14 protein-coding genes are annotated in these 22189 nt (G+C 48.2%); all 14 read left to right on the top strand.

Features of this window, described 5'->3' with window-relative positions; all coding sequences use genetic code 11:
- Positions 1-12: 12 nt before the first annotated feature.
- The 14 genes from rffA (at position 13) to ACFSUB_RS11795 (ending at position 22074) form a co-directional block, all read left to right on the top strand.
- Positions 13-1140, top strand: a complete 1128-nt coding sequence (gene rffA, locus ACFSUB_RS11860) for a dTDP-4-amino-4,6-dideoxygalactose transaminase (protein WP_380713466.1) — start codon at positions 13-15, stop codon at positions 1138-1140.
- Positions 1140-2852, top strand: coding sequence for a DUF6044 family protein (locus tag ACFSUB_RS11855; RefSeq protein WP_380713651.1), 1713 nt, complete (start codon positions 1140-1142; stop codon positions 2850-2852). Before rffA ends, ACFSUB_RS11855 begins: the two co-directional genes overlap by 1 nt.
- Before the next feature lie 79 nt (positions 2853-2931).
- The gene (locus ACFSUB_RS11850; protein WP_380713465.1) at positions 2932-4773 is read left to right on the top strand and encodes an adenine deaminase; all 1842 of its coding nucleotides are present in this window, start codon (positions 2932-2934) and stop codon (positions 4771-4773) included.
- 338 nt (positions 4774-5111) lie between these two features.
- Complete coding sequence (locus ACFSUB_RS11845; RefSeq protein ID WP_380713464.1) at positions 5112-9206, top strand: bacterial Ig-like domain-containing protein; 4095 nt, start codon at positions 5112-5114, stop codon at positions 9204-9206.
- Positions 9207-9385: 179 nt separating this feature from the next.
- Positions 9386-10552, top strand: coding sequence for a mandelate racemase/muconate lactonizing enzyme family protein (locus ACFSUB_RS11840; RefSeq protein WP_380713463.1), 1167 nt, complete (start codon positions 9386-9388; stop codon positions 10550-10552).
- Between the two features lie 516 nt (positions 10553-11068).
- Positions 11069-12424: an ABC transporter substrate-binding protein gene (locus ACFSUB_RS11835; RefSeq protein WP_380713462.1), complete on the top strand. Its 1356-nt coding sequence runs from the start codon at positions 11069-11071 to the stop codon at positions 12422-12424.
- Between the two features lie 74 nt (positions 12425-12498).
- Positions 12499-13452 carry a carbohydrate ABC transporter permease gene (locus ACFSUB_RS11830; protein WP_380713461.1) on the top strand — a complete coding sequence of 318 codons (954 nt, stop codon included), beginning with the start codon at positions 12499-12501 and terminating at the stop codon, positions 13450-13452.
- Between the two features lie 18 nt (positions 13453-13470).
- Positions 13471-14319, top strand: coding sequence for a carbohydrate ABC transporter permease (locus ACFSUB_RS11825; RefSeq protein ID WP_380713460.1), 849 nt, complete (start codon positions 13471-13473; stop codon positions 14317-14319).
- Positions 14320-14400: 81 nt separating this feature from the next.
- On the top strand, positions 14401-15705 hold the full coding sequence (locus ACFSUB_RS11820; protein ID WP_380713459.1) for a Gfo/Idh/MocA family protein: 1305 nt from the start codon (positions 14401-14403) through the stop codon (positions 15703-15705).
- Position 15706: 1 nt separating this feature from the next.
- Positions 15707-16360: a YesL family protein gene (locus tag ACFSUB_RS11815; protein WP_380713458.1), complete on the top strand. Its 654-nt coding sequence runs from the start codon at positions 15707-15709 to the stop codon at positions 16358-16360.
- Positions 16361-16406: 46 nt separating this feature from the next.
- Entirely contained in the window at positions 16407-17381 is a 975-nt protein-coding gene (locus ACFSUB_RS11810) for a bile acid:sodium symporter family protein (RefSeq protein WP_380713457.1), read from the top strand.
- Positions 17382-17396: 15 nt separating this feature from the next.
- The gene (locus ACFSUB_RS11805) at positions 17397-18710 is read left to right on the top strand and encodes a multi antimicrobial extrusion protein MatE (RefSeq protein ID WP_380713456.1); all 1314 of its coding nucleotides are present in this window, start codon (positions 17397-17399) and stop codon (positions 18708-18710) included.
- 18 nt (positions 18711-18728) lie between these two features.
- Positions 18729-20528: a histidine kinase gene (locus tag ACFSUB_RS11800; RefSeq protein ID WP_380713455.1), complete on the top strand. Its 1800-nt coding sequence runs from the start codon at positions 18729-18731 to the stop codon at positions 20526-20528.
- Positions 20521-22074: a response regulator gene (locus tag ACFSUB_RS11795; protein ID WP_380713454.1), complete on the top strand. Its 1554-nt coding sequence runs from the start codon at positions 20521-20523 to the stop codon at positions 22072-22074. The genes ACFSUB_RS11800 and ACFSUB_RS11795 overlap by 8 nt, the downstream gene beginning before the upstream one ends.
- The last annotated feature ends 115 nt before the right edge of the window (positions 22075-22189 follow it).

Raw genomic sequence — 22189 nt, 5'->3', positions numbered from 1 at the left:
GGACGACCGATTATGATTCCGTTTAATACGCCTCCAGTCACTGGAGAGGAAACGTATTATATACAAGAGGCGCTCGCAAACGGGAAACTGTCCGGGGACGGTCCGTTCACCAAGGCCTGCCAGACATGGCTGGAGGAGACATTTAAGACGACAAAAGCCTATTTAACGCCCTCCTGCACGCATGCGCTGGAAATGGCGGCGATGCTCGTGGAAATCGAACCGGGGGATGAAGTCATTATGCCCTCCTATACGTTCGTCTCCACAGCCAATGCGTTTGTGCTGAGGGGCGCGCAGATTGTTTTTGTCGATATCCGGCCGGATACCATGAATATCGATGAGACAAAAATCGAAGCGGCCGTGACAGAAAGAACAAAAGCTATTGTACCGGTGCATTACGCTGGAACTGCCTGCGAGATGGACACGATAATGGATATTGCCCGGCGGTATAACATGTATGTGATAGAAGATGCTGCGCAGGGCGTAATGAGTACATATAAAGGCAGGGCACTCGGAACGATCGGTGATTACGGGTGCTTCAGCTTTCACGATACAAAAAATTACACGAGCGGAGAAGGTGGGGCACTGCTGTTGAATAGATCCGATAAACAGGAGCAGGCTGAAATTATCCGGGAAAAAGGAACAAACCGCTCTAAGTTTCTCCGCGGGCAGGTGGATAAGTACTCGTGGGTGGACGCCGGTTCCTCCTATCTTCCGGCAGAGTTGAATGCGGCATATTTATATGCTCAGTTCCAGCATGCCGAAGCTATTAATAACGACCGTCTTGCCTCTTGGGAGATGTATGCCAAAGAGCTTCGTCCGCTGGAGGAAGACGGCCTGCTCGAACTGCCCAAGGTTCCGGCGGCATGTGAACATAATGCCCACATGTTTTTTATCAAAACAGCGGGTATCGAGGAGCGGACAGCCTTGGTGGAGTGGTTGAAAGAAGCCGGTATTGCCACGGCTTTTCATTATGTACCGCTGCATTCATCTGCTGCCGGCCGGCGTTTCAGCCGTTTTCACGGCACGGACCGCTGGACGACGAGAGAAAGCGAACGACTGCTGCGCCTGCCCATGTTTTACGGTCTGCAGCAGGAGCAGATAGAAGAAATCACAGAACAGGTTAGGAGTTTTTACAAGTGATGAGAGAAAGGACATGGATCCTGATCAGTGTGGGCCTGATCCTGGCATATCTTTCCCCGCTCGTGATTCTGGGGGAAGGTGCTCATCTTCGGATTCATGACAACCTGGATTCCAATTTAATATGGTATAAGACGTTAGTGGAGAACAATGTGCTGTTTGCACCAAATGACAAAGAAATTCCAGCTATCATGAACGGACTGCCGCGGGAAGCATTAAGTGCTGAGCTGAGCATGTTTGCCCTGCTTTTTACGTTGTTTGACCCGTTCCCGGCCTACGCCGTGAATTTATTTCTTATGCGTTTTACCGCCTTTTTCGGCATGCTCCTTCTTTTGAAAAAGCATGTCCTGCCGCAGACGAAGGCCGGTTCCTTTATCAGCGTGGGAACGGCGCTTGCGTTTTCTCTTACAGCGTTCTGGCCGTTCGGGGGATTAAGTTTTGCGGGAGTTCCGCTTGTACTGTATGCGTTTTTGAATATCCGGAAGCGGAAAAACCACTGGACAAACTGGCTCATTCTCATCCTTGTTCCGTTTTACTCCAGTTTCATTGTCTCCTTTATCTTTTTCCTGGCCATTATGGGGGTTTTCTGGCTCGTCGATGCGATCCGGTATAAAAAACCGAACTGGACATTTTTTATGGGGATTGTTTTGATGACAGCCTTGTACTTAATCAAGCAGTACCGGCTCGTGTATGCCGAATTGCTTGGTCAGGGATTCACTCCGCACCGGGTGGAATTTGACAGGGGGTACCGGGACTGGGATACGGTGATGAACTTTTTCGGCAATAACCTGCTTCACGCTCATTCCCATTCCTATGTGTACCATTACCCGTTTGCCTTTTTCACCGCGGTGTTTGCGCTTTTATTCACGGCTGGCATAATTGCTGTCCGGCGGCTGAAACGAAAGCGGCAGCCGGACCCGTTAACGCCCGGAGAAAAAGCGATTCCCGCCTTGCTGCTAATGATCGTTGTCTTTTCGTTCTGGATTTCGATTTGGAACTGGGAAGGCATGCGTGTGCTGAAAGACGCTGTGGATTTGATTAATGAATTCAACTTCGGACGGTTCCACCTTCTGAATGTGGTGGCTTGGTATATCGTCTTCGCCCTCTCGCTGATGATGATCCAGCGCAGAATTAAGTTCGGCATGGTGCTCGTTGTGCTGCTTTTGATCGGCCAGGTTGCCGGGGAAACAAGCAGACACCATGAATTCAAATACCGGAGCATTGATTATCCGTCCTACGAGGAATTTTACGCGGAGGATCTTTTTTCCGATATTCAGGATTATATCGGAGAGGACCCCTCAGACTACCGCGTGGTTAGTATCGGAATGCATCCGGCTGTGGCGCAGTACAATGGGTTCTATACACTTGATTTTTATGTGACGATGTATCCTCTTGAGTACAAACATCAATTTGAAAACATTATCGAGGGAGAACTGGCGAAAAACGACACCCTTGAGAATTATTACAATACCTGGGGCGGCCGCGTCTACGCCTTCTCCGATGAACTGGGCAAGAATTATCTGTTTACCAAAAATAACCAGTATACGATAGAGAATCTGGATTTCGGTACGGAGGCGTTCAAGGAAATGGGCGGTGAATATGTTCTCTCTGCAGTTGAAATTGAAAATGCCGAAGACAATAACCTGGAGCTGGAGAAAGTGTTTGAAAACGAATCAGCAGCCTGGAAAATCCGTTTGTACCGCGCCGAATCATAAGGGTTGGAAAAAAGGCTGACAGATTTATTTTCAGCTCCGCTTTTCATTCGTATAATATGATTAAGACAAAGGAGCTGAAATGATGAATACAATGACATTTGCCGATTCAAGAAGAACGCTTGCAGAAGATATGGAAACGCTGGGAAAGACCGCACGCGGTGATAAAGCAGCGACACTCGTGATTGAAAACGCGAGACTCGTCAATGTCATGTCCGGCGAAATACAGCCGGGGATTGCCATCGCTGTCCAGGGAGAGCGTATAGCCTATGTTGGATACAATGCGTCGCACACTAAAGGCCCGGACACGAAAGTCGTGAATGCCGGCGGCCGTTACGTGACTCCCGGCCTCATTGACGGCCACTGCCATATTGAAAGCAGCCAGATTACGCCGCGGCAGTTCGCCCGCGCCGTACTCCCGAAAGGAACAACAGGCGGATTTTTTGATGCGCATGAGATCGCAAACGTACTTGGCATGAAAGGGCTGCGTCTGATGCTTGACGAGCTTCGTCAGACCCCGATGGCCGGTTACATGCAGGCCGCTTCGTGTGTTCCTTCGACGAGCAGTGAATTCGAAACGAGTGGAGCGGAACTGGGCCCGGGTGATGTGGCCGAAGCGTTCACGTGGGGACCGGACATGGCTGCTCTCGGTGAAGTAATGAACTTCCCGGGCGTTGTTTTCGGTGATGAGAAAATGCTCGGCGAGATTAAGGAAACACTGAAAGCCGGCAGGGTGGCAGACGGCCATTATACGTGGCCGAGCGGTGACTGGCGGATGTCGGCATATGCTGCAAGCGGCATTTCCGGCGATCACGAAGTGACGAGTGCTGAAGAAGTTATCGACCGTGTACGGCTCGGTATGTATGCCAAACTCCGGCGCGGATCGGCCTGGCATGACGTCGTGCCGACGATCACAGCCTACACAGAGCAGGACATCGACACGCGCCGGCTCATGCTTGTCACGGACGACCGCAGCCCGGAATCCCTCGTCGATGAAGGGCATATGGACTTTGTTGTCCGGCATGCCATTGAACAGGGCGTGCCGCCTGTCACTGCTTTTCAGATGGCAACCTTGAATACAGCCGAACGGTTCGGTCTCTCCCAGGACATTGGTTCTGTCACGCCAGGCAGATTCGCCGATATTCTCATTCTCGACGGACCGCTTCGTGATGTGAATGTCCGCACAACGATTGCCGCCGGTGTGGAGGCAGCGGAAAACGGGGACATGCTCATCGATTGGGAAAGCAGCGATATGCCTGAAGAAGCCCTGCAATCCGTTCATCTGCACCCCGATGTGAAAGCGGAGGAGTTTCATGTGCAGGCGCCGGCGGGAAGACCGGACGGTACCTATACCGCCAGAGCGATTCAGGTGCGGGAAAACCATGTCGACACGAAAGAAGAACATATCGAGGTACCGGTTCGCGGCGGGAAGCTCCGCCTGCCGGAGAACAAAGATGTGTGCTGGATATCGGTGATCGAACGGCACGGGCTGCAAGGGACGCAGGCAACAGCGCTTGTTTCCAACGTCGGGTTTACGAAACCAGCTGCTCTTGCCTCCACCACAGCGCATGATTCGCACAATCTGCTCGTTATCGGGAATGATGAAACGCTTATGGCTGAAGCCGCCAATAAAGTTATAGACATGCAGGGCGGTGTCGTGGTGGTTACCGAAAATGATACAACGGCGCTTCCCCTTCCGGTGGCCGGCCTCATGTCACCACAGCCGTTTGAGCACGTGGCCGAGCAATCACGCGCCATCAGCAGAGCTCTGGAGTCCGCAGGGTGCACGATGAATTACGCCTTCATGACCCTGTCGCTGCTTGCCCTCGTGGTGATTCCGGACCTCCGCCTCTCCGATATCGGTCTCATTCAGCACACCGATGAAGGCTTCCGGCAGGTTCCGCTTCTCGTAGATGAAAATTAATACCGACATAAGCATGGAAGAGCGGATTTTTCCGTTTTCCATGCTTTTTTTGACTCTTTGTTTATGTACGTCAGTATGTATTGCAGTGTTTTCACAAAATGGTACTATCTTATTGAAATAAGTAGAATAATTAAAATATTATATCTGATATCTAAACATGCCTTTTCATATCCAATACAGTCAGATGGTTCTAAAGTTCTAATTAAGAATTAGAAATGAAGCAGCAATAACCGTCACAAAATTGACACTTTTTATGAATACGCTTACAATTTTTTATTAACGTTTCCGAAAGGAGGGACATGTTTTACTTTTACTTACCAGAAAAAGGAGAGGTGAACATGAAGGGTGTGAAAAAAGGAACGGCATTATCGATGTCACTGCTGCTTGCGTTTTCGCCGTTATCTGTCCTCGCGGATGAAACGGACACTAGTGAATGGATGTTCAGCGCGTTCGGTTCAAATACCGGGGAGACTTCCAATCCCGATCCGGTGATAGAAGACGATGGGTCGGTCACGATTACGGCAGAAGGAGGGAAGATAGAAAGCGGGTCGGAAGGATTGTCGTATTATTTCAGGCAGCTCCCCTCTGAAGCAAACTTTGAAATGCAGGCAACCGCTGAGGTGGAAAGCTATAACAGCGGTGACGGCCAGGTTTCCTTCGGTGTGATTCTCCGCGATGAAGCCGGTGAAAATGGTGATACGAGTACGCAAACCGCAAACTATGTGGCAGCCGGGGGACTCGGTGGGGAGATGCAGGGGTTCTATAAAAAAGGAGACAATGATTATGAAGATGCAGCCTCCTTTGATAATAAGTCCCCTGCACCGGAAGAAACGTTCGACCTCCGAATTCAGAAATCGGGAGATACGTACCTGCTCGAATCCAACGGCGATACGCAGACGCTGACAGAAGAAGATATGTTTTCCGGAGAGATGACCGCCGGCTTTTATGCAGCGCGGGAAGCAGTGGTCAACTTCAGTGATTTTCAACTGGACGTGAATGACAGCGACGTATCGGAACTGGAACTGGATGCCCGCAGTATGCAGAAGAACTATTTAATTGGTGGAGAACTGAACACAGAAGGGCTGCAGGTAACTGCCGTTCTGGCTGATGGTACAACAGAAGAACTGTCAGCGGGAGATTATATCGTGTCCGGTTTTGACAGCAGCGAAGCCGGAACAAATACCATTGCTGTAAGTTATAACGGTGTGACGAAAGCAATTGATCTTACCATTGATGAACTATCTCTCACAGGAATGGAGATCAAGTATCATCCGGCAGAGACCTCCTATTACCTTGGAGATACCTTTGATCCGGAAGGGTTAACCGTAACCGGGGAGTATAACGACGGCTATCAGTCGGAGGAACTGGCGCCGGAAGATTACAACCTGCTGATCGATGGGGAACAGGCCGGGGAAGATTATACGTTCGAAGATGCCGGCACAAAATCAGTCACCGTGGAAGCGGCAGACCAGTCGAACGTGTCCACCTCTTTTGATATCAACGTATCGGATGCCGCGCTGACCGGTCTGGATATCCGGCAGCCTCCTGAAAAAACAACGTACTTTCTCGGGGAAGAACTGGATCTGGACGGCATGACGGTTTATGCCGAGTACGATGACGGCAGCAATGTCCGGTTAACGCGGGATGACCTGGAAGCCTCAGACCTGGATACCGCCACACCGGGGGAACGGCAGGTGACGGTCACCCATAAAGGAGAAACGGCCTCCTTTGATGTGGATGTGAAGGAAAAAGAGGTAACAGGACTTGGTATTACGTCTTATCCAGAGACAACTTTTGAAACCGGGGACTCTTTTTCAGCAGAAGGACTGGAAGTATCAAGGTTGTATGACAACGGTGATGAAGAGGTCCTGGATGAAGGATCTTACACCGTGGAAGAATCTGATTTTGACAGTTCCACGCCCGGAACCTATGAAATCACGATCGCACCGGAAGATATGGAATCCATTTCTTATGAAGTAACGGTACGCGAAGCATCGGTTCCGGAATGGCATTCCATCAACTTCGGGCAGTCCGCAGGTGACGATTCAAACGATGTGGAAGTGATGGAAGACGGTTCTTCCGTGGCTTTGACAGCCGAGGGTCCGAGTGGAGGAAAGATCACCGGCGATCATGACGGCATTTCCTATTACTACACAGTGATTGATGAAGAAGAAGACAACTTTGAATTATCGGCTGATATTCAGGTGAACGATTATGCCAAAGATCCGCATGACGGTCAGGAATCGTTTGGTATCATGGCCCGTGATGCCATCGGAGAAGATGGAAACACGAGCGTGTTTGCATCCAATATAGCCGCAGTCGGCGGATTCAGCGGCGGCACGATGGAGGAAAACGGTACACAGCTGTTTGTACGGACCGGCGTGGAGTCTTCAGACGGAGCCGGCAGTGAAGGCATTCAGAAAATCATGCTGGAAAATGAAAAGCCGGGACCATCCAATACGCATCCGGAAGAAGACTATCACCTGACATTGTCCAAGACGAACAGCGGCTATACCGGAACACTGAATAACGGCGAAGAAGAAATCCTTTATGAGCCGGATATTCTGAATGTCCAGGATGATAAAGTGTATGTCGGTTTTTACACCGCCCGGAAAGCGGATATTGTGGTCGAAAATATGGATATGAATATCAGTGCAGCAGCAACGGATCCTCCGAAAGTGGAACCTCCTGCTGAACCGGTGGAACCGGAGATGGAAGTTGTATCACTGGAGGAGACATCGGAAACAGAGCAGTATAATGTCAGACTTCAGTCCAACGTGAACGGTACTGTCACATTGAAGCAGGGACTGGAAACGATCGCAGAGCAGGAAGAAATGGCAGCCGGGGAAATGAAGGTGATTGAAACATCGCTTCCGGAAAATGCGGATACGAATTTCACCTCTGTGTTTCTGCCGGATGATACGCAGATGCTGACGTCCTATGACGAGATCGTAACGAATTTTTCCGTTACCAACCGGACGTTTGAAGGAGACATTTATACGGCTCCGGACGCGGATACTTCCGGGGAAGGAACAGAAGCGGATCCGGTGGATCTCGATACAGCCGTTGATTTCGTCAGCCCCGGACAGACGATTCTTGTTACAGATGGCGAGTATGTACGGGATGACATGCTGATGATTGAACAATTTCATGACGGCACGGAAGATGCCCGGAAGATGCTGAAAGCAGCTCCCGGTGCAGATCCGGTCATTGATTTTGACAAGCAGTCCAAAGGGGTGGAGCTGAGTGGTAATTACTGGCACGTGGAAGGCCTTGACTTTGCCCGCTCCGCCGGCAACACGAAAGGGTTTGTCATCGGCGGTGACCATAACATTGTAGAGAACAGCCGGTTTTATGAGCACGGTGATACAGGGATGCAGATCAGCCGGACGGATCCGGAAGAAGACGATAAATCCGAATGGCCGTCCCATAACCTGGTTCTGAACAGCACGTCATTTGATAACCGGGATCCGTCGGAAAACAACGCGGACGGATTTGCGGCAAAGCTGACGTCCGGGGAAGGCAATGTGTTCCGCGGTACGATCGCCCATAACAATATCGATGACGGATGGGATCTGTATACAAAAGTCGGGACGGGAGCGATCGGCCCCGTAACGATAGAAGACAGTATCGCCTATAACAACGGCTTTTTAACGGATGGCACCGAAGGAACCGGGGATAAAAACGGCTTTAAGCTCGGCGGCGAAGGAGTAAACGTTCCTCATGTGATACGGGACAGCATCGCCTTCAATAATGGCGCGGCCGGGTTTACGAGCAACAGCAACCCTGCGATTATTGCCGAGGACAATGTTTCGTTTAATAACGCAGGCGGCAACCTTGATTTCTCAACGTATGATGATATTGAAGAAGAATTTGAGCTTGATCACTTTGTATCCTATCAGAAGGATTATGAAGCGGCAGACAACTATCCGGACTATCTTGAATCGGACACTAACTATCTGTTTGACGGAGAAGTATCGGACAATGCTTCCGGAACGGAACTGTCGGATGACAACTTTGCAAGTCTTGAACCGGAGCTTCCATACGAGCGTGATGAAGAAGGAAATATCATCCGGGGAGATTTTCTGGAGTTCATGGCGCCTGGGGAAAACGGAGACACGGAAACCGTGGAAGCTGACCTCCGGTTTACTCCGCCTGTCCTGAATGTGAAAGGCGGCGGCGTGGCCACCGTTCATATTGAACTGCCGGAAGATCATGATGCTGAAGAAATACAGTTTGACTCGATCCGGCTTAATGAGGAAGCGGAACCGGTGAAGCAGCCGGGAAGCAGCAACAGCTATAAAGTACAGTTCAACCGTCAGGATCTGGCGGATGTCCTGGAAGAAGGAAAGGAAATAGAAGTCACAGTCAGCGGTGAACTGGCTTCCGGAGAACAATGGGAAGGAAGCACTGTGGTCAGGGTGAAAAAATAAAAGCAGAAGGCCGGATCGGGAATGGGCTTCCGATCCGGTCATATTTTTTACAGCCGCGTGAAATGATAGGATAACCGGGTGAATATGTTATCATTTAAATATTATTTCCAGCAGATGATACTGCTCCATGTTATGTTGAAAACATAGAGAACATCCTTCGGGAAAAGGAGCTGAATATATTGAAAATCATCGATGTAAAAGAACAAGCCGTTCCGATCAAGTCTGACATCAGCAACGCCTTTATTGATTTCAGCAAAATGACTGCTTCCGTGGTGGCAGTCGTGACCGATGTCGTGCGGGATGGAAAGCGTGTGGTGGGCTACGGATTTAACTCTAACGGGAGATACGCTCCGAGCGGTCTGCTTCACGAGCGGTTTATCCCCCGGCTTCTTGAAGCAGCCTCGGATGAGGTAGTGGATGAGTCAGGGGAGAACCTGGATCCTTATAAAATCTGGGATATCCTTATGACAGGGGAAAAGCCGGGCGGCCACGGGGAACGCTCGGTGGCTGTCGGCACGATCGATATGGCGGTTTGGGACGCGGTGGCTAAAATAGAGGAAAAGCCGCTTTACCAGCTGCTTGCGGATCGGTACCGCGGGGGACAGGCGGATGACAGCGTGTTTGTTTATGCCGCCGGGGGATACTATAAGCCCGGAAAAGGATACGATGCGCTTCAGGATGAAATGAAGCAGTATATGGAGACCGGCTACTCGGTTGTGAAAATGAAAATCGGCGGGGCTTCGCTTGAAGAAGACCTGCGCAGGATTGAAGCGGTTCTCGAGGTGGTACCGGACGGGCAGTCTCTTGCGGTGGACGCAAACGGCAGATTTAACCTGGATACAGCGGTCGAATATGCCCGCGCCCTTGAACCGTATAATCTATTCTGGTATGAAGAAGCGGGGGATCCACTTGATTTCGAACTCCAGAAAGAACTCGGCAGACACTACGCGCCCCCGATGGCAACCGGAGAAAATCTGTTTTCGATGCAGGATGCGAGAAACCTGATCCGTTACGGCGGGATGCGCCCGGAAAAAGACTACCTTCAGTTTGACTGTGCGCTGAGCTACGGACTTGTGGAATACCGCCGGATTCTTGCTATGCTCGAAGAACACGGCTGGTCTCCCCGGAATTGCATTCCGCACGGCGGCCACCAGATGTCTTTAAACATCGCAGCCGGTCTCGGGCTCGGTGGAAACGAATCGTATCCGGGTGTATTTGAGCCGTTCGGCGGCTTTGCGGATAACCACCCGGTCGAAAACGGCAGAGTAACGCTGCCGGACGTGCCGGGCATCGGTTTTGAAGCCAAATCCAACCTGTATCAGCTGCTCAAAACCGTTGCGCAATAAGGAGAAACAGCATTTTTCCCAAAATAAAAAACGCACCCGGCTGTCCATTGATGACAACCGGGTGTTTTTGCTTTGTCAGTATCCACTATCAAATGAAAAAGAAGAATTAGTTTCCTCGAAACGGCGTCTTGAGGGACATTGCGGCTTACATTCTGTGCTGTAATGGCTGTTCATGGGTATAGGAACCACTAATCGTCTGATCGGGAGTTATAGTGTCCATCGAAGTCATCTCCGTAGACACTATACGCCGTCCCCGGCAATATAGTGTCCATACCCGCTCCATCCCTCCCTCCCTCCTCATCATTCACACCTAAGAAGTAAAAGCCGGCGGCAGCAGCGGTTCAACGGCTTTTTCTTTTCCCAATGCCTTTGAAATCAAAAAAGCTCCTGAGAAGTTGTGTCTGATTTTTGAACATAAATGTCTGAATTTTTTATTACGAAATGTAAGCGGATACAATATCATAGACATATAAACAGAAAGCGCTTTCAAATTTATTTAAGGGGAGAGTGAAGCATTTGAAAAAAGTATGGTTGCTGATGTGTGCTGCTCTTATGATTGTATTTATTGCTGCCTGTGCTGGAAGCGGTACCGGCGGGGGCCAGGAAGCCGGAAGTGACTCCGGCAGTTCTGATGGAAGCTCAGAAGGCGGCGGTTCGGAGGAAGGCAGTTCCGACGGAGAGATAGAACTCCGAATGTCCTGGTGGGGATCGCAGGCCCGTCACGACATGACAGAAGAAATTATCACAATGTATGAAGAAGAAAACCCGAACGTCACGATTAATACGGAATTTTCCGGTTTTGATGGTTATTTTGAACGAATGGCCGCTCAGGCATCAGGAGGTAATCTGCCGGACATCATGCAGCAGAACTTCGGCGAGTACGTAAACCAGTATGCCGGCGAAGGACTCCTCGCAGACCTCGGGCCGTTTATTGAAGACGGAACAATCGATTTGGAAGGGGTGGATGATACGGTCGTTGAGAGTGGTCAGGTTGACGGCACCCAGGTTGGAATTCCGACCGGCACCAACGCCATGATGGTTGCCTACAATCCGGAAGCATTTGAGGGAACAGATGTTGAAAAGCCATCCAATGACTGGACGTGGCAGGAGTATATGGATATCACTTCCGGCATCTCAGAAGCAACCGGGCAGTACGGTGTGAGTTACACAGAACCTGATAACTTCTTTGAATACTATCTGAGGGAAAACGGCAAAGCCATGTTTAACGAAGATGGTACGGCACTTGGATATGAAGATGACCAGCTCCTGGCTGATTATTTCTCGATGATGAAGCAGCAGATTGATAATGAAGTCAGTCCGGACTACAGTGTAGTCGATCAGATTCAGGGTCTTGAAGATGAGCTGATTACAAGAGGTGAAACCTCCATTCATATCAAGAACTGGTCGAACCAGTTCCAGACGCTCCAGAATACAACAGATACGCCACTGGAAATCGCAATGCTTCCGGGAGAAAACAATGATCAGGGCATGTTCCAGAAACCGTCCATGCTGTGGTCCATCGGGGAAAACTCGGAACACAAAGAACAGGCAGCAGACTTCATTAACTTCTATACCAACACAGTTGAAGTGTTTGAAGTAATCGGAGGCGACCGCGGCGTACCGATTAAACCGGATGTGCGGGACGCGCTGAGAGAAAGCGGATTAACCGAAGCCCAGACCAAAATTTTCGACTACCTTGATGTTGTAGCGGAAAACAGTTCGGCACCGGACACCAACTTCCCGGCTTCCGCATCGGAAGTGCTGCAGGCTTTGAAAGACACCGATGAAATGGTGATGTACGGGGAAATGACGCCTCAGGAAGGCGCCGAACATTTCAGACAGGAAGCAGAGTCTATATTGTCAGAACAATAGGGAAAAAGCAGGGGTCCTGTGCTCCAAACAAGTTCAGGACCCCTTTTCATTTACTGATGAAAGGAGTGGCATAGATGCAGCAGACACATACAGAAGAAACCAAGTTTCCCAACACCCCGAAACGGAACTCCTCATCGAAAAAGCAAAAAAAGCCGGTCAAAGATGTAGACAATAAGATGGGGTATCTGTTTCTTAGTCCGTTTATTTTCGGAACAATAGCATTTATGCTGTTTCCTATGATGTATTCGCTGTATTTATCTTTTACGGATTTCAACCTCGTTGGCAGCCCGCAGTGGGCGGGCCTTGCTAACTATAAAGAAATGTTTACAAATGATCCGGTGTTCTGGGAATCGATGCGGGTAACATTCTTTTACGCCGGAACGGCTGTGCCGTTCAGGCTTATCTTCGCATTATTGATTGCCCTCGTTTTAAACAGGGTAGTGGAAATGGTCGGTATTTACCGGACCCTCCTGTACCTGCCGTCCATCGTCGGCGGAAGCATCGGAGTATCCATTATGTGGAGACAGTTATTCGGAAACGACGGTGCGATCAACTCTATGCTGGAGAGCATCGGCCTTTCGGGCCATTCCTGGCTCGGTGATCCGAATACAGCGATTTGGACACTTGTTATTCTTTACGGATGGCAGTTCGGTTCATCGATGATTATCTTCCTGGCAGGTCTTCGTAATATTCCCGGCATTTATTATGAAGCGGCAGAAGTGGACGGGGGCACTCCGCTGCAGAAGTTTTTCAGAATTACGCTCCCCATGCTGACGCCTGTCATTCTGTTTAACGTGATTATGCAGGTTATCCACGGGTTTATGGCGTTCACACCGGCCTTTATCATTACCGAAGGCGGACCGGTTAACAGCACCCTGCTATATGTCCTGTACATGTACCGTCAGGCGTTCCAATTCTTTGATATGGGCTATGCTTCGGCGCTTGCCTGGGTGATGCTCTTGATCATTGGTATTTTTACAGCGATTATTTTCAAAAGTTCCGACTACTGGGTTCATTATGATGGGTAATATCAGGGGGTGTAATGCATGACGTATAAAACAAAGAATCGACTGAAAAAAATCACACAACACACACTGCTGGGACTCTTTACACTGGTTATGCTTTATCCTCTCATTTGGATGCTGGCCAGTTCCCTGAAAGAAAGTTCGAACGTGTTTGTGAATGCCCACAGTCTTATTCCGGAGTCCTGGGAATTCTCGAACTATGTAGAGGGATGGAAAGGTTTTGCGGGCATTTCTTTTACCACCTTCTATAAAAATACGTTTATTATCGTAGGTGTTTCGACTATAGGGAGTATTATTTTCTCGGCGGTGGCTGCTTATGGATTTGCAAGAATCAATTTTACGGGGCGTAAAGTATGGTTTGCCCTCATGCTTATGACAATGATGCTTCCTTTTGAAATGGTAATGATTCCGCAGTATATCATGTTTAACTGGTTTAATTTGATCGATACGTATCTTCCACTGATTCTGCCGACCTTTTTCGGGTACCCGTTCTTTATCTTTCTCATGATCCAGTTTATCCGGACGATACCTCCGGAACTTGATCAGGCAGCCCGAATTGACGGTTGTAACACGATTTCCATCTTTATTCGAATCATTGTTCCATTGATTGTTCCGGCGATGATGACATCAACGATCTTCTCCTTCTACTGGCGTTGGGACGACTTTATGGCACCGCTTATCTATCTGCAGACACCGGAAAAATATCCAGTATCGCTTGCGCTGAAACTATTTTCCGATCCGCAGGCGGTGACCAACTGGGGCGCACTATTTGCGATGACGACCTTGAGTCTGCTGCCGATTTTCATTATCTTCTTTTTCTTCCAGCGCTATATCGTAGACGGAATCAGTACAAGCGGACTGAAAGGGTGACCCTTTATTGACTTTTAGTTGAGAACGCTTACAATAAAAGGGATAGTCGTTTACTTTAAACAGCAGAATGAGGTGTGTGATGTGAAACGATATGTAGTCTGCGGCATGAGCAACCGGGCACTCGGGATGTTTATCAAACCGATGCTTAAGACGTTCTCTGATTCCTGTCAACTGGTGGGAATGCTCGATGTGGATGCGGTGAGATTTGAAGTGTGCAGGGAACAATATCCGGAAACAATTGAAGTGCCTGCATTCGGTGCGGATGAATTTGACCGCATGGTGGAAGACGTCCAACCGGATGCGGTCATTGTAACCAGCCGGGATGATACGCATGTGGATTTTATCGTCCGCGGGCTTGAGCACAACCTGGAGGTCATATCCGAAAAACCCATGGCGGTCACAGCAAAAGAATGCCGGCGCATCATAGAAGCAGAAGAAAACAGCAGCGGTTATGTCCACGTGACATTCAATTACCGCTATAACCCGTACCATATGAAAATAAAAGAACTGATCGACGAAGGAAAAATCGGCCGTGTGACGTCGGTGGATCTGAACTGGTACATTGACACCTATCATGGTTCTTCCTATTTTCAACGCTGGAACCGTTACCGCGAACATTCCGGAGGATTGTCCATCCACAAAAGTTCACATCATTTTGACCTTGTGAACTGGTGGATTGATCAACAGCCCGAAGAGGTTTTTGCGTACGGCGCTCTGAATTATTACGGCAGCGACAGTGTGCATAACCCAAGGAAAGAAGACGGCAGACACTGTTCGACCTGCGATGTAAAGCTTGATTGTCCTTATTACATGCGGTGGAACACAAGAAGTAACACGGCGTCCGTGCAGGATGATCATATCCATTCAGACATGAAAAGACGCCAGGGGTACACGGGATACAGACCGGATAAGTGCGTGTTTGACTCTGATATAACGATTGAGGATACGTACACAGCCGTTGTGAAATACAGTCAGGGATCGCTGCTGAATTACTCGGTGAATTTTTCTCTGCCTTATGAAGGTTACCGTCTTGCGATTAATGGCACAGAAGGCCGCCTGGAAACGATGGAATATCATGCTCCGTCGCGTGTTCCTTTCCCTGTGCCGGAGCAGACCATTGATTATTTTCCACTCTTTGGCTCAAAGGAAACGATTCATGTTGTTGAACGGGAAGGCGGCCACGGCGGCGGCGATCCGGTTCTTCAGGAAGACATCTTTCTCGGGGAGAATCCCAAGCGTCCGTATACTATTCTTTCGGGGAGCTGGGACGGCGCGCTTGCTGTGGCAGCCGGGGAAGCGGTCTGGAAATCAGCACATGAGAACCAACCGGTGCGGGTGGAAGATCTACTGGCTGCAACTGAAGGAATGAAAGGAAGGGGAGATTGACGTGAAAAGAGATGGTTTGTTGTTCATGTTCATCATTTCTTTCTGCCGCTGGGTCTGTTATTTTTTCTACCTGAATGTGATGTGGGCAGCCTGTACACTGCTCGGCGGCGTTATTTTCGGTATCGCTCCGAGCACGGCAGCCTTATTTTCAGTGGCTCGCCGGACCTGTCTTGGCGAAGAAGAAGTGAAAGTCTTCCGCACGTTCTGGAAAAGTTACAAAACAGAATTTTTCAAGGCCAATGGTCTTGGGCTGTCATTAATCGGATTCGGGCTTCTGTGGTATTTTAACCTGAATTTCTTCCGGAGCTTTGAAGGCGCCTTGTTCACGGCTCTGAATGTATTCATGATCGTCACAGGGATTGTCTTTATCTTTATGCTTGTATATATTTTTCCAACATACGTCCATTACAGAATGAAGCTCTTTCAGTATATTAAATATTCTATTGCGCTCAGTTTCCTCAATACGGCCAATGTGCTGTTAATTATTATTTCGTTACTCGCTGCTTACTATTTTTTCATTTCGTTTCCAGGCTTTATTCCAATCTGCGGGGTCAGTCTGCTTGCCCAAATCAACATGTGGCTTGTCTATCAGTCCCTGAAAAAAATGCAGGTGGAAGAAGCGGCTGGTCACTCTTACGAACACGTACCGGCCTGATGGTGCTGTGATACGTACGTCCGATGCTGCAGGAAGAAGGGATGCTGTGTATCAACAAGTGAATAGATACCTCGAGAAAGCGCTGCCGTTTATGATTCCTCTCGTATTGCTGCTGGGCATCACTGTGTTGTCCGGTGCGCAGGTGCTCTCGGACTGGGTGAAATGGATCTTTGCTTTTATCAGTTTTTCGAGCTGCCTGAAACTTCATCTTCAGCAGATGAAAGAGGCTTTCCTTCGCCCCCTGCCTATCATCACCGCAATGATTCTGCTGCAGATGGTGATGCCCGTTGCTGCGTACGGTGCGGGCCTTTTGTTTTTTACAGGTGATATCCTTCTGATCACAGGGCTTGTGTTGGCGTTTTCTATACCAACGGGTGTCATTACTATTATGTGGAGCGATATTTACGGTGGAAATACCGGATTGACAGTGGCTGTCGTTATTATTAATACATTAATTTCTCCGCTTCTCGTTCCTTCCATATTGGGTATTCTTGTTGGAACGGAAGTAGCAATGGATGTTCCGGGTATTATGCTTGGACTGCTCTGGATGGTTGTTGTTCCTTCCATGGCTGCCGTTTTGTTTAACCGTTTGAACGAAAAGCGGGCGCATCAGGTTGGAACAGCCGCCGCTCCTTTTTCCAAAATAGGGGTGTTATTTGTCATTTTGATAAACAGTGCCGTTACCGCCCCCTATTTTCAAACGATTTCCATGCGTTTGATTTTTTTGTTTCTCGTTGTATTCCTCCTTGCCTGTGCAGCGTACGGACTTGGATTTTTGTCAGCGAGGCTGTTTGGATGGAGCCGTCCCACCGCCGTCAGTTTGATGTATAATGCGGGGATGCGCAATACCGGTGTCGGAGCCGCCATTGCGGTTACCTACTTTCCGCCGGCGGCTGCCCTGCCTGTTGTCCTGGCGATTGTTTTTCAACAGTTTCTGGCGGCTTCAGCTGGAAAGTTAGTGAGCAGACATAAAAATAAAGCAGACGACGGGGATCCCCGTTTGCAGCAGGCAGAACTGTAGAAGAAGGGATGCGAAGTGAAAAAGGTATGTTCCAGCCTGACGTATAAGGCGCTTGCCGCTTTTTTTATTCCACTCGGTCTATCCTCCAGCTTAACCTCTCTAACGCATATTATTATTAACGGTACACTGAGCAGAGCGGATAATGCAGCTTTCATTGTAGCCTGCTATGCAGTCGCCTTTTCCATGTTCGGCATTGTGGAAAAACCGATGATTGTATTCAGACAGACAAGTTCTGCTCTTGTCCGGGATAAAAAAACATTCCAACCGCTGTTTATCGTGTTTATTTACGTGACAGCCGTTATGATGGCATTTAGTATGATCATCAGTTTCACGCCGCTTGGAAGGTGGATGTTTATCCACCTTTTTAATGCGGACGACGATATGGTGCGCACGATTTCGTTGACGTTTTTTGTGATTACGTTTGTTATTATTTTTTCAGGGATACGCGGTATTTACCAAGGTGTCATCATCCGGCACCTCGAGACGAAATGGCTTACTGCCGGGGTCATTGTAAGGGTTGGCGCCATGTTTCTCATTGCCTGGTGGTTTGTGGCCGCCGGAAATATTACGAGCATGGCCGGTGCCGTCATCTTTTTGACAGGCATGTTTGTTGAATGTGTCATCAGTGTCTGGAAAGGGCATGCCATATTAAAACATACTCCCGAAAGCGGGGAAGCATTGTACAAAAAAGAAATCATGCCGTTTTATCTTCCGATGGTCGTTTATTTTTTGTTCCAGACGATGCTGCAGCCGCTCGTTTATATTTTTCTTGCCCAGACGAGAGATATGGAACTTAGTATCGCTTCCTTTGCACTCGCATTTACGATTTCCCAGTTCATGCTGAGTTTCTTTATGTATACCCACCAAATTGTGCTACAATTCTACCAAAGGGATCATTCCAAAGTATGGACGTTCATGATATTTCTGAGCGTGATTCCGGCATTGTTGCTGCTTGTTGTGACGCTTACACCGGCAGGGGGATGGTTTATGAATGTTTTAATGGGAGCAGACCCCGGCCTGGCGGGACCGACATTGATTGTGCTGCAGTTCTTCATTGTGAAGGTGCTTGTTTTTCCGTGGGTTGATTTTTTCAACGGATTTATTATGCTTGAACGGCGGACACAGAGAATGATGGTCAGCCAGACAGTGAATATCATCATAGTCTGTATCGTTCTCGCCTTTCTTGTAAACGCTTTCCCTGCTTGGAACGGAATTAGCGGGGCGGTAGCTGCTTCCATTGGAGAAATGGCAGGTTTGATTACGGTCATCTGTCTCGTTTACGTCCGCAAAAGCAGTGGCAGTAAAGAAAAAATGTCCAGTGGCATGTAGAGCAGAGGGGAGAGGCTGATGCCGATCAATACTGGCGGCGGGCGCAGGTTTTATCGACTGAAAACATGGCTGCGATTTTTTCACCCCACCGCTATTTTTAATCAGTTTACCAAGATCCGGAACAAACTGTTTTCGCTCACGTTTTTATTAATGGCTGTATTCGGGGTACTCGGACTTTTCATTTTTTATTTATTATCGGAGATTTATGAGAATAAGATTTATGAAGAAGCGGCGGGTAATCTTCATCTGGCTTCCAATGTCCTGGATAATGAACTGAAAAACATGGAGGATTATTCCTTTCAGATTGTCACGAATCCAACGATTCAACTCTATATGGAACAACTGAACGCAGGCAGCAATGACTACAATTCCTACAGGATACGAATGGAGCTTTTGAACCGGCTGAATTTATATGTAAACCAGGAATCCTATATCTCCTCCATGATCGCGGTGGATGGCAGCGGCAATGTCATTAATGCCGGATTTTCTCCGGATATTGATTTGAATATGGAGGAGTTGACGGACCGGATTGAAGAAGCGGGTGGAGGCCATGTGTGGAAAGGGTTTCCTGAAGAAGAGGTTCTCGTTTCCGCCCGGGAGATACGTAAAAAGGAAAATCTGTCTCTCGACCATCTTGGGTATATGATTACCACGATTGATCTGGAGGCGATGATTAACCGGACTCTTAATATTACGTCGGATAAAAGTTTTGTCATAGCAAATGAGAACGATATTCTTCATTCCGATACGTTTGAGGCAGACGCGGTTGATACGTTTTTGGATGTATCCGGTACGGAGAATTATGCTGTTACTGATGTGGGGGAGGAGGAATTTTTTGTTACACACGAACCATCCCGTTATTATGATCTAACATACTATAATACACTCCCATTTGAAGATGTAGACAGTCAGAAAAGCTTAATTTATCAATTAATGGCCGGTTATATGGTGTTGGTAGCCGTCATTGCGGTTTTTATCAGCCGGCAGTCGGCCAAAGCTATTTCGAAACCGATCGAAGAGCTTACCAGGCGGATGAAAAAAGTCCAGCAGGGCGACTTTGATCAGGTGGAGAACGAAGAGCCTGCTTATCTCCGGGACGAGATTGGGGATCTGCAGCGCAATTTTCATATCATGCTGAATAAAATTAATGATCTGATCAAGGAGAACTATACAAAACAACTGGTCATTAAAGAAACAGAATATAAAGCCCTGCAGTCCCAGATTAATCCGCATTTTCTGTACAATACACTCGATTCCATCCATTGGATGGCAAAAATGAGGCAGGAGACACAAATTTCAAGAATGGCGGAAGCGCTGGGTAATATGATGCGTAACATTATCAGCAAAAAGAAGCCCCTGATTCAGGTGAATGAAGAACTCGAGATTGTGGAGAATTACATCACCATCCAGAAGTTCCGTTACGGGGAGCGGCTTCAGTTTTCCCTGGAGCAGGAACCGGAAACCGGAGATTTAAACATCCCGAAGCTTACCATTCAGCCGATCGTAGAAAATGCTATTCAGCACGCACTGGAAGAAATGATGGATCCATGTGCTGTTGTGGTGAGAATCGTCCGGCAGGAGGAGGCACTCGCAGTCATTGTCCGTGACAGCGGACCCGGTATTAATGAACAGAAGATCCGGCAGATTCATGAAGGGGTTGTGAAACCGAAAGGCTCCGGGATCGGTTTATATAATATCAACGAAAGGATTCATCTCATGTTTGGGGAAGACGGTGGTGTGAGCATTTCGAACGCAGAGGAAGGAGGAACGGTTGTTACGATTACACTGCCTTATATGAGGGGGGAGCAGGATGTATGACGTAATGGTTGTTGACGATGAAACGTTTATTCTTGAAGGTATCGCGTCCATGGTGAACTGGGAAAAATGCGGAACCCATGCACCGGTGAAAGCATACAACGGACAGATGGCGTATGATTTGATTCAGAAAAAACCTCCGGATATTGTTTTGACCGATATTAAAATGCCCGGTTTAAACGGCATTGAGCTCATTGAAAAAGTGTACGATACGTTTCCCGCCGTGCGGTTCATTGTGCTTTCCGGTTATGATGAATTCGAATTTGCGAAAACAGCGATGAAATGCGGGGTGAAACACTATCTGCTGAAGCCGAGCAATGAGGAGAAAATCGAGGAAGCGGTGGGGGACATTGTACAGGAACTCGATCAGGCCGGAGAAAAAGAAGCGTTTATAGAAAATATGAGAGAACACCTGAACAACATCATTCCAAAGGCTAAAGAACAATTTCTCCGTGAATTTATCATCAACAAAAAATTTGATATTAAAGAATGGAGATACTACCAGGAATTATTCGGCTTTGAAAAACAGTGGAAATCGTTCCGCCTTATCGGTTTTGTCCTGGATGACAGCGTAGAGTATGAGTCGCTGTTTATGCTGAAAGAAATGCTGAAGAACGAAATAACCGCGTGCCAGGACATTCTGCTTGCAACCATCATCTCCGAACGCATTGTACTGCTCGTTGAAGACAGCGGGGTGCAGACTCTTATTGATCACATCAAGAACGTAAAAGAAGACTGGAAAGACCTGCAGCAATCCTCGTTTACGACGTCTGTAACGAGCACAGGAAGCATCACCGATCTGCATCTGCTTTATCAGGAAATTCTCGAAGGGCTGTCCCACCGGTTTTATCTTGGCAGAGGGGGTATCGTGACCTCAGAGGATATAAAAGATGACAACCACGAGTTTAAAGGATTGACGATGGATCACGAGTCCCTTCTTGTGGCTGTAAGGAGCGGCAATGAGGAAGAAGCGTCGGAATATCTGGATTATTGTTTCCAGGCGCTGAAAAAAGCCAGATTTGATGTGCAGGTCGTACGTTCCCACTGTCTGGAGTTATATATGTCGTTGATACGCCAGACCGACAGTGCCTCGATGGAACAGTTATTTGACCATGTGACTATGTTTCATACTTTTACAACGCTCCCAGAGATGGAGGTCTTCATGAAGGAAACGGCGGTCGGCATTGCAGAAAAGAATTACACGAATCAAAAAAATACCCAGAATCAACTCGTTAAAGAAGTGATGAATTACGCAAAAGAGCACTTGGATGACGAGGCTCTCTCCATTTCCGGCATTGCTTCTGATGTGTTTTACATGAACTCGGACTATCTTGGGAAGCTGTTTAAAAAAGAGACAGGGGAGAAGTTCTCCACGTATTTGATGAAAGAGCGGATGGAAAGAGCGAAAGGCCTTATGGATCAAACGGAAGAAGTGAAAATGTTTGAAGTCGCAGAAAAAGTCGGATTCGGCAACAATCCCCGTTATTTCAGCCAGGTGTTTAAAAAGCATACCGGGCATACCCCTTCTGAATATAAAAAGGAAGGTTGAAAAGCAGCTTCCGAAATTGAGAAACAGATGACTCTTTAATAAGACATGGGGCGTGAAAAAGTATAACATAGAACTATATAACCTTCGCGAGGGAAAGAAGGAGAGATTGGGTATG

Source organism: Salibacterium lacus (assembly GCF_042684865.1).
Taxonomy (GTDB): domain Bacteria; phylum Bacillota; class Bacilli; order Bacillales; family Marinococcaceae; genus Salibacterium; species Salibacterium lacus.
Note: the sequence above shows the minus strand (reverse complement) of the source record. Positions and strands in the feature narration are given on the sequence as shown.